10 protein-coding genes, 1 tRNA gene and 4 pseudogenes are annotated in these 8,196 nt (G+C 49.1%); 9 read left to right on the top strand and 6 right to left on the bottom strand.

Annotation, left to right across the window (positions count from 1 at the left end; all coding sequences use genetic code 11):
- The 3 genes and pseudogenes from ACLD9W_RS11440 to ACLD9W_RS11430 all read right to left on the bottom strand — a co-directional run.
- Nucleotides 1-134: pseudogene (locus ACLD9W_RS11440) on the bottom strand (IS5/IS1182 family transposase); the annotation flags it as partial.
- Between the two features lie 529 nt (nucleotides 135-663).
- Nucleotides 664-1,431, bottom strand: a complete 768-nt coding sequence (locus ACLD9W_RS11435) for a hypothetical protein (RefSeq protein WP_410842135.1) — start codon at nucleotides 1,429-1,431, stop codon at nucleotides 664-666.
- 3 nt (nucleotides 1,432-1,434) lie between these two features.
- Nucleotides 1,435-1,662, bottom strand: coding sequence for a transcriptional regulator (locus ACLD9W_RS11430; protein WP_410842134.1), 228 nt, complete (start codon nucleotides 1,660-1,662; stop codon nucleotides 1,435-1,437).
- A 111-nt stretch (nucleotides 1,663-1,773) separates the two neighbouring features.
- Here ACLD9W_RS11430 and ACLD9W_RS11425 point away from each other — a divergent pair, with 111 nt between their 5' ends.
- Complete coding sequence (locus ACLD9W_RS11425) at nucleotides 1,774-2,439, top strand: helix-turn-helix transcriptional regulator (RefSeq protein WP_410842133.1); 666 nt, start codon at nucleotides 1,774-1,776, stop codon at nucleotides 2,437-2,439.
- 105 nt (nucleotides 2,440-2,544) lie between these two features.
- Here the strand turns inward: ACLD9W_RS11425 and ACLD9W_RS11420 are convergent, their stop codons facing one another.
- Entirely contained in the window at nucleotides 2,545-2,781 is a 237-nt protein-coding gene (locus ACLD9W_RS11420; RefSeq protein WP_410842132.1) for a hypothetical protein, read from the bottom strand.
- Between the two features lie 1,121 nt (nucleotides 2,782-3,902).
- Here ACLD9W_RS11420 and ACLD9W_RS11415 point away from each other — a divergent pair.
- From ACLD9W_RS11415 to ACLD9W_RS11390, 6 genes and pseudogenes are all read left to right on the top strand, one after another.
- Nucleotides 3,903-4,445 carry a TrbM/KikA/MpfK family conjugal transfer protein gene (locus ACLD9W_RS11415; RefSeq protein WP_410842131.1) on the top strand — a complete coding sequence of 181 codons (543 nt, stop codon included), beginning with the start codon at nucleotides 3,903-3,905 and terminating at the stop codon, nucleotides 4,443-4,445.
- Between the two features lie 145 nt (nucleotides 4,446-4,590).
- Nucleotides 4,591-5,346 carry a conjugal transfer protein TraL gene (locus ACLD9W_RS11410; protein WP_410842130.1) on the top strand — a complete coding sequence of 252 codons (756 nt, stop codon included), beginning with the start codon at nucleotides 4,591-4,593 and terminating at the stop codon, nucleotides 5,344-5,346.
- Nucleotides 5,336-5,812, top strand: a complete 477-nt coding sequence (locus ACLD9W_RS11405) for a hypothetical protein (protein WP_410842129.1) — start codon at nucleotides 5,336-5,338, stop codon at nucleotides 5,810-5,812. The genes ACLD9W_RS11410 and ACLD9W_RS11405 overlap by 11 nt, the downstream gene beginning before the upstream one ends.
- A 24-nt stretch (nucleotides 5,813-5,836) precedes the next feature.
- The gene (locus ACLD9W_RS11400) at nucleotides 5,837-6,214 is read left to right on the top strand and encodes a hypothetical protein (RefSeq protein ID WP_410842128.1); all 378 of its coding nucleotides are present in this window, start codon (nucleotides 5,837-5,839) and stop codon (nucleotides 6,212-6,214) included.
- Nucleotides 6,215-6,248: 34 nt separating this feature from the next.
- A complete protein-coding gene (locus ACLD9W_RS11395) occupies nucleotides 6,249-6,614 on the top strand; it encodes a helix-turn-helix domain-containing protein (protein WP_410842127.1) in 366 nt (121 codons plus the stop codon).
- Nucleotides 6,497-7,498: pseudogene (locus tag ACLD9W_RS11390) on the top strand (tyrosine-type recombinase/integrase); the annotation flags it as partial. The gene ACLD9W_RS11395 and the pseudogene ACLD9W_RS11390, both read left to right, overlap by 118 nt.
- A 49-nt stretch (nucleotides 7,499-7,547) precedes the next feature.
- Here the strand turns inward: ACLD9W_RS11390 and ACLD9W_RS11385 are convergent.
- Nucleotides 7,548-7,659 (bottom strand) — tRNA-Asn (locus tag ACLD9W_RS11385).
- Here ACLD9W_RS11385 and ACLD9W_RS11380 point away from each other — a divergent pair.
- Nucleotides 7,630-7,821 (top strand): annotated as a pseudogene (locus ACLD9W_RS11380) (IS5/IS1182 family transposase); the annotation flags it as partial. The gene ACLD9W_RS11385 and the pseudogene ACLD9W_RS11380 overlap by 30 nt on opposite strands.
- Nucleotides 7,797-8,114, top strand: coding sequence for a transposase (locus ACLD9W_RS11375; protein ID WP_410842136.1), 318 nt, complete (start codon nucleotides 7,797-7,799; stop codon nucleotides 8,112-8,114). The pseudogene ACLD9W_RS11380 and the gene ACLD9W_RS11375, both read left to right, overlap by 25 nt.
- Here ACLD9W_RS11375 and ACLD9W_RS11370 read toward each other — a convergent pair.
- Nucleotides 8,115-8,196 (bottom strand): annotated as a pseudogene (locus ACLD9W_RS11370) (IS1595 family transposase); the annotation flags it as partial.

The raw sequence follows: 8,196 nt of genomic DNA, 5'->3' as shown, positions 1-8,196 counted from the left end.
GGCCTGCCCGACTTGACCTTCCGGCTTTCTGCTTCTGTGGTGACTTGCAGCATTTCATGAAAAAGGACGGGCGTTACACCTGTGAGCCGTTTGAATTCCCTGTCGCTTCTTTGGATTAGGTTTTCGTATTTCATTTGGAAATTGTAAATCTTCAGGATACTTTCGCAAGAGGTCTATTGATCAGCCTTTGCCGCTTATCCACAGAATCTGTGCATACCTGATAAGAAATGGGGATAAGGCATTATGTTATATAAGAAAAAGAGATTGCTTAAAAAACGGTATCTTCTTTCCTGAAAAACAAAAAAACAACCCCCGCCAAAGCAGCCTTCAGGCTGCTTTTTTATGCCTGTCGTCTCTGTAAGTTATCTCTGTATAGAGTCCGGCTTTTTTGAGCAAAGAGCTTGTACCGTTTTGTGCAGTGTACTTTGTCCGATTTGTACAAAGACGTGATAAAAAAGGGAAATTTAAACAGGCAAAAAACGGCCGAAAATTAGGAAAAAAACCGTTTTGTCGGAGAAAACCGGCCGTTTTTCGGGCAAAAAAATCCCGCCGGCGGCTTTTTAACGGCTCGGGCGGGCGGAATTGGCGGTTTGGGCAGGAAAAACGGCCGGGTTTACGGTTTGCAGGCAGCCTGAAAGCGGCTGTACCGTAAAGTCAGCCGTTTCAGCATTTTTTCAGAAGATCCAGCGTTTTTCGCCGGGCTTCGTTGTCGGGGTTGCGGGGCGGTGGGTCAGGCGGCGGTTTGGCCTTTTCGGCCATTGCTTTTTGATACTCGGCCACCATAGCGGCGTTGCCGTCTTTGGCGGCAGCAGGTTTGGGGCGGTTTTCCGGGGCGTAGAAGCCGAACCAGCCGCCGTTGATGGCATTGGTGATGATTAAGGACAGATCCAGCTTTCTCTTATGAAAACCGGTCAAGGTTTTGAGCAGGTTTTTCTTTTGCGCAGCGGTCAGGGCTTTGCCTTTTTCCGTACGCATTTTGAGATAGGCATTCCACAGATCCAAGGGCACAAAGGCAGGCAGCCTGAAACCGTTGGCATCGAACTGTTCGCCGGATTTGAATGCAGGCGCGGGAAGGCCGCGCACCTTGGTGTAAATCAGCTCGGCCAGTTTGGCCACGTTTAAGAGCCAGTGCATTTTGCCGTGAACGCCGCCGCGCCGGTATTGGATGATGCCCAAATCCAGCAGACAGGCACGCGCTTTCTGATAGCCGCGCCGGGTCATGCCCAGCTCTGCTTTCAGATGTTCGGCGGTCTTGTAAATCCACCCGCAGCGGGTACGGTAGTCCGGCTGCTGCTCCGCCCATTCCGTCCAGTGGAACAGGTTGGCCAGCAGTTCGCACGCCTGCATATTGCCGTCGCACAGCGGAACAAAATCCGTGTACAGCGGAGAGAAGGCTTGCGTCAGGTGGGGTTTGAGATCAGGGATGAGCATGGCTTAGATACGTTTTTGAGTGTTATCCCAAATTTCTAAGGCATCATCACGTAAATCATAGCGACTGACTGCTCCATCTGTTGCAGCTTCAATATCAATCGCCATTTTTGCAGACGGTATCCTACGCCCTGTAGATATATGAGTAAGGTACACAGGGTGGCAACCGATTTTTTCAGCCAAAGTCAATCTTGTGCCACGCGGCATCTTTTTAAAATAATCGGATAATTTCATGAAAGCTCCTACAATTAGGCAGTCAATATATCATTTGATAAACTTTTAAGCAATGTTTGTTTATCTGTTGCGCGTTTTATCGACGTTCTATTCTTGGTAGATTCGTTAACTATGGATACCAAAGAAATCAGACGAGCTAATCTGCGCCTTTTGGCTGAACAGTATGGCGGACAGCGCGCATTGGCAGATAAAGCAGATATTGTTCCAAGCCAGTTGAGTCATATTATTGGCATGAACCCCATTCGAAATTTGGGCGAACAGCTCGCTCGAAAGATTGAACGGAATCTTGGTTTAAGTACGGGGTTTTTAGACCAGCCTTCTCCCGTGCACTTATCGGAAAACGCATTTCCGCTTGAAACGTCTATTTACCTTCCTTTAATTGAAGTCTCCGTTAGTTCAAACAGCAATTCGTTCGAACTAAAAAAAATTGCGGATGGTGCTTTGACTAAAAAATGGCTGTTAGACAACGGGGTATCATCTGAAAAAGTGTTTGAATATAATTTTAGCGATAATAATATGTCGCCCAATCTGATAGTTAACGACCGTTTGATTGTTGATGCCACACAAAATGAATGGGTTGATGCAAATGTGTTTTTGGTTTGTATGAACGGACGCCTATATGTGAAGCGATTTTTTAGACTAATTGGGGATGAGTTTAGGTTGTCTAGCGATAATACAGATAAAGCATTATTTCCCGATTTAATTATCCCTTTTTCTAAAATGGGCGAAATTGGGATTGTGGGACGTGTAATTACAGTGCTGAGAAATTTATTTTAAAAACAAGATTCCTGGAAATTTTTAGGTAGTCTGTCACATAACTGGTTTGAGACCAATCCACGGAAAAAGCAGCCTGAAAGCTAAATGTGCTTTCAGGCTGCTTTCCTATTTATCAAGTTCTCGTTGCGTTGATAAAGCTATGTATATCGCTTGCGCAATCTCTTTGCTAATCAAATCCCTATTTAATACCAACTCAGGAAGTTGTTCAGGGATTACAACAAATGCTTCATCTCTCAACAATTTAATATTGATTTGACTATCGTCATCAATAGAAATAATCCAAGCCTTGTTTGCTAACCATGTAATGAAGTCGGAATCATTCAAAAAAGGGGAGTTTTGCATTTTTTGCTCCTTAATAAGCCAAATGAAAATGCAAAGCGTTATTACTCGGCGAATTCCATTGTCCCTTGTAGAAAAAATCCCACAAAAATAAATCAAATGATAAATTTCACTTGCTTTTAAATTTATCATTTGATAAACTTGCAAACATTGAAGCAATACCTTGATCCTTAACAATCCGTCAGCGTTGCAGCCGCCCAGCAATCAGGGGAAAGCGTTAACAGGCTGCCGGCCTTATCCGACAGGCCGATGCAAGTAAATGCCGTGCATCCGGGTGGCGCGTTCGCGTCCGGTAACAGGCGGCAGCCGGACGTATCTTGTAATCGGGGCGTATCCCCGATGCGGGGCGATAATCTACGGACAAGCCCCAACCGACAATTTGACTTCAAACCCGCATCTGCGGGCAAACGGGTTTGACCCGTCTATATATAAAGCCGTCTTTTCAGACGGCCTGAACATTATCCAAATTCAAGCCTGCTTGTGCAGGGCATGAGCAGGCTTCTGTTTGGGGAATTGTCCTTTTGATAAAACAAGCAGGGAGATAAGCAAAAAACAGAACATTATTAAATCAAACCTAACTCTAACGGCAGGCTTGTCGTTTCCACCGGCAGTAAAGGCGGAAAGGACGCAGCGGCGCAGGTGTGGCCTGTCGTTACCGTATACTTTGAGACACCGCAGCTTTGTCTTGGCCGGGGCATTAACGCATGAATAGGCCGGTATTCTCTTCTAGGCAGCCTGAAATCGTTTTCAGGCTGCTTTTTTAAGACCAAATCAGGAGATTTGACTATGACTTTTATGAAGAACAAACCCAAACCGCAAGCAGTTACCGAAGCGGGCGTTTATCCGACGCAGGCTGCTGCCCTACGGCTGGTGGACAGACTGATGTCCGGCAGCGTTCGGGCGGCATCCGTCAGCAGATGCGCGGAAGGATGGGCAGTGCGGGTTGTCAGAATATGAAAAAGCCGCTTTCTTGCAAAAGCGGCTTCTTCATCGGTGAAAACAGGGTAATCACGCTGTGAGAGGCCGCAATTATCCGGTTTTTATCTGACAAAAGCAAGGATGCTGCCGCACTATCGGGCGGCATTTTTATTGTTCCGCCCTTGGCGGATATTTAGGAGTCAATTATGAAAGTAAAAATCAAAACTCTGTTTGCCGCCGCCGCTGTTGCCGCCGTTTTGCCGGTTCAGGCTGCAGCCTTGGACAAAGTGCAGGATTTGGGCAAAGAGCTGACGGGGGATACCGGCTTGGCCTGCGAGGCCATTCTGTGTTTGTCGAGCAGCGAGCGTCCGGGCGAGTGTGCCCGTTCCCTGCAGCGTTATTTCTCAATCAATCACAAACGGCTGGGCGATACCATCAGAGCACGGTTCAATTTCCTCAATCTTTGTCCCGCCGCAAAAGAGGAGGGGATGTCCGATCTGATTGGCGCACTGGCAAACGGAGCCGGACGGTGTGATGCGAAGTCGCTCAACAAAATGCTGAAATACGTCGTAGAAACACAGGTATGTAGAGGATATTACAACGAGTGTAAGGAAATCAAGGAAATACGCATCAGTAACACTCCGCCGTCTTACTGTAGCGCATACTTTAACCATCCGTGGACGGACATGGACAAAGGCGTGCGCTATGAAGGTACGCCGGAAAAAGGCGGCCGGTGGGTGGGACGCTGAAAGAAAAACCGCTTCACTTCTGCTTGGAGTGCGTGCGCTCCGAACAGCTTGCCCGCAGCAGCGAATCTGCGGGTCTTTTTATTCACAGAGGCCGTCTGAAACTTCATTTTCAGACGGCCTCAATTACAGGAAAAAAATTCATCTTATGAAAGAAGTCCATTTTATTGCCCAAGGTAAGGGAGGAGTAGGCAAATCGTTCATCGCATCGCTGATTGCCCAGTATTTGCATGAAAGAAACGCAGGGGAAGAATTGCACTGTTACGACACAGACCCCGTCAATCCAACATTCAGCCGTTACCGGCAACTGCAACCCCAAACCGTCAACATTCTGACGGAAAACAACCATATCGACACCCGCCGCTTCGACGGTTTGATGGAAGAGCTGATCGAAGGGGAGGGCATAGCCGTAGTAGACAACGGTGCGGCAACCTTTGTTCCTCTGATGTCCTATCTGGCCGATAACCAAGTACCCGAACTGCTGCGTGACGCAGGCGTACGCACGGTGGTTCATGTGCCGCTGAACGGCGGACAGGCGTTGGATGACTGCATGGGCGGGCTGCTGCAATCCCTGAACAGCATCAAAGCAGAGTTTGTGGTATGGCTGAATGACTTCAAAGGCAAAGTGGAACAGGACGGCAGGCAGTTTTACGACTACAAAGTCTATAAAACGCACAAAGACGCCATCCTTGGCATCGTCCGCCTTGAAAACCGTAATCCGGATACCTTCGGTATAGATATTGCGCAAATGACCGAACGCAATCTGACTTTTGCCGAAGCGGCCGCCCATCCCGATTTCAAAGTGATGGCACGCAGCCGTCTGCACCGTGTCAAACAAGACGTATGGCGGCAGTTGGACGGATTGCCGCTGCTGTCGCAGGAGGATGCCGTCCATGCCGGATAAACCTGATAGATCTGCATCAGTCATTTTGAAAGAAGCAGTGGACGCCGTATTTGTCGAGACCGGCATCAAAGTCGACACCGACGATCCGCTGGTAGCCGTACTGGCCGTCCACCGGCGTTATCTCGAACAAACCCGTGAAGAATGGCGTCAGGAACAGACGGAACAGATGCAGGCATTTTTGGAGCGGTTTGAAAAGACCGCTGCCGCCATCGCCGAATCTGCCGAAGAACTGGAAAACAACCGCCAAATCATTATGGCGGAGATTATGAACGCCAACAGTAAAGAGATAGCGGCAATTGAAGACAAGCTGCTCGGATCGGCAGGGCTGAAAATCCAAAAACAGTTTCGTGCCGATACGGAAGATCTGCTGGACAGAATCCGCAGATGCCTGATACAGGCGGGAGTGCTGCTCGTCACGGCACAGATACTTCTTTTATCTGCTGTCGTATGGATATCCGGGAAATAAAGGGAAGTGAATAGAGTGAACAATATGGAACAACTCACCCCGCAAGAAACCGCCGTTTTGGTGGATTTTTTAACGCAAGATTACGAGAACTTCTCCTCATACTGCCTTTTTCGTGCCGACAATGCCGATGGCGGCGAACGACTGCACAACCATATCCTGACCAAACTGAAAAACCTCTGTAATCCGCAGCCGGATGAGGCGGGCGAACATCAGATTGCACTGGCCGAAGCACAAATACTCGGCTTTGTTCACGGCAGAGGCGGCTACTCCCTGGCTTCACTGTTTGAAAGCATGGGACTGCAACGCAGAGAGTGGGAAGCCATCAAAGCCGGCTACCCGATACGTTGTTATCTTGATGACAACGATATCGGCGAAATAGAACAAACCGTCAAGGCAGCCTGAAACTTTCAGGCTGCCTTTTTATCAAGAGAAAACCATGCAGCCATTGGCACAGCCAACCTATAACGTTGAGGAAGCAGCAGCCTTTCTCAAAGTCCACCCGCAGACCGTGCGCGACTTTATCCACGCAGGAAAAATTGCCGCTGTCAAAGTAGGGCGTAGTTTCGTTATCCGCTACAGCGCCCTTGACGCTTTTCTGACTGAAAAAGAGAATGAAGCCGTGCAGGCATCGGCTTCAAGCAGGAGTGAATTATGCCTAAACAACAAAAATGCCCAAGATCGGGCATCTATCAAAGAAACGGCACTTGGTATATTGACATCAGGACAGCAGGCGGCGAAAGAATTAGACGAACTGCTGGCACCCAAGACCGCGCAAAAGCCGAAGCACTACTTGAGCAACTAAAACACGAACTGTGGCAGCAGCAGAAACTTGGCGTCAAACCGAAACGCCTGTGGGACGAAGCTGCCGTAAAGTGGATACACGAAAAGGGAGGGAAAAAGAGTATCAGAGACGACATTGCCCGCCTGCGTTATCTTGCCGCCCTGCGCGGCAGGGAACTGGGCAGCCTCGACCGCCGTTTCATCATGCAGACAGTGGAAGCACTGCCCTGCGGCAACAGCACCAAAAACCGCTATCTCGCCCTTATCCGCGCCATTCTCAATAAGGCCGAACGCGAATGGGAGTGGATAGACAAAGCTCCGAAACTGACGCTATACCGTGAACCGAAAAAGCGCATCCGTTGGCTCAAACCCGAAGAAGCGCAACGGCTGCTGGACGTACTGGCCGACGGTTATCCGTTGTTGCACGACTTGGCTGCCTTCTCGCTGGCCACCGGCCTGCGGCAGCGCAACGTGCTGGATTTGAAATGGGAGCAGATCGACCTGCACCGCCGCACCGCATGGATAGAAGCAGACCAAGCCAAAGGCGGACAGGCCATATCCGTGCCGCTTAACCAAACCGCCATGCAGATACTGACGGTGAAACCGCGCCGTATCGGCTATGTGTTTGTACAGCCTAACGGCCGAAAGCTGCAAAATATCAGCAGCAAGGTTTGGAAAAAGTGTTTGGAGAAGGCCGGAATCGAAAACTTCCGCTGGCACGATCTGCGCCATACATGGGCAAGCTGGCTGATCCAGCGCGGCGTGCCGATGGCCGTTTTGAAAGAAATGGGGGGCTGGGAAAATGCCAAGATGGTTGAGCGTTACGCCCACCTGTCGTCTGAAAACCTGCTCAAACACGCGGATGTTTTGGACACAATTTGGACACAAGGGCAAAATCAGCAAAACGGAGGGCAAAGAAAAAACCACCTAAACACTTGTTTAGATGGTTTGAATTTGGCTCCCCGACCTGGGCTCGAACCAGGGACCTGCGGATTAACAGTCCGTGGCGCGATCTGCCACAGGAGTTCGGCAACTGGAACAGCGTTTACCGCCGCTACCGCCGGTGGGTGCAATTAGATGTTTTCAAAAATATTTTCACACATCTGAACACAAATGCCGACTATGAATACACCATGATAGACGGCACCATTGTCAAAACCCATCGGCACGGTCAGGGCGCAAAAGGGGGACGCTCAAACAGGCAATCGGCCGATCCAAAGGCGGGATGACGACCAAAATCCTTGCCCTGACCGATGCTTTGGGCAATTTATGTGATTTCATACTGCTGCCCGGACAGCGCAACGACATTTGCGGCGTCCTATCACTGATTAAGGATAAAAGCTTTGGTGCACTGCTTGCCGACAAAGCCTTTGATGCAGACTGGCTGATTAAGGAATTGACACAAAAGGGTATCGAGCCCGTTATCCCCCCACGCAAAGGTCGTAACACGGAGAGGTGTTATGACCGTGGGAAATACAAATGGCGGCATCTGATTGAAAACTTTTGGGGCTGTCCTAGATAACTAGGATAAATTATCTATTACCAATTGTTTCAAAATGGAAATTTGAACTTTTATTTCACTGTTGTTAAAACGCCATTCGCAC

The sequence above is a fragment of the Neisseria sp. WLZKY-1 genome (genome assembly GCF_046546535.1).
Classification (GTDB): Bacteria; Pseudomonadota; Gammaproteobacteria; order Burkholderiales; family Neisseriaceae; genus Neisseria.
Note: the sequence above shows the minus strand (reverse complement) of the source record. Positions and strands in the feature narration are given on the sequence as shown.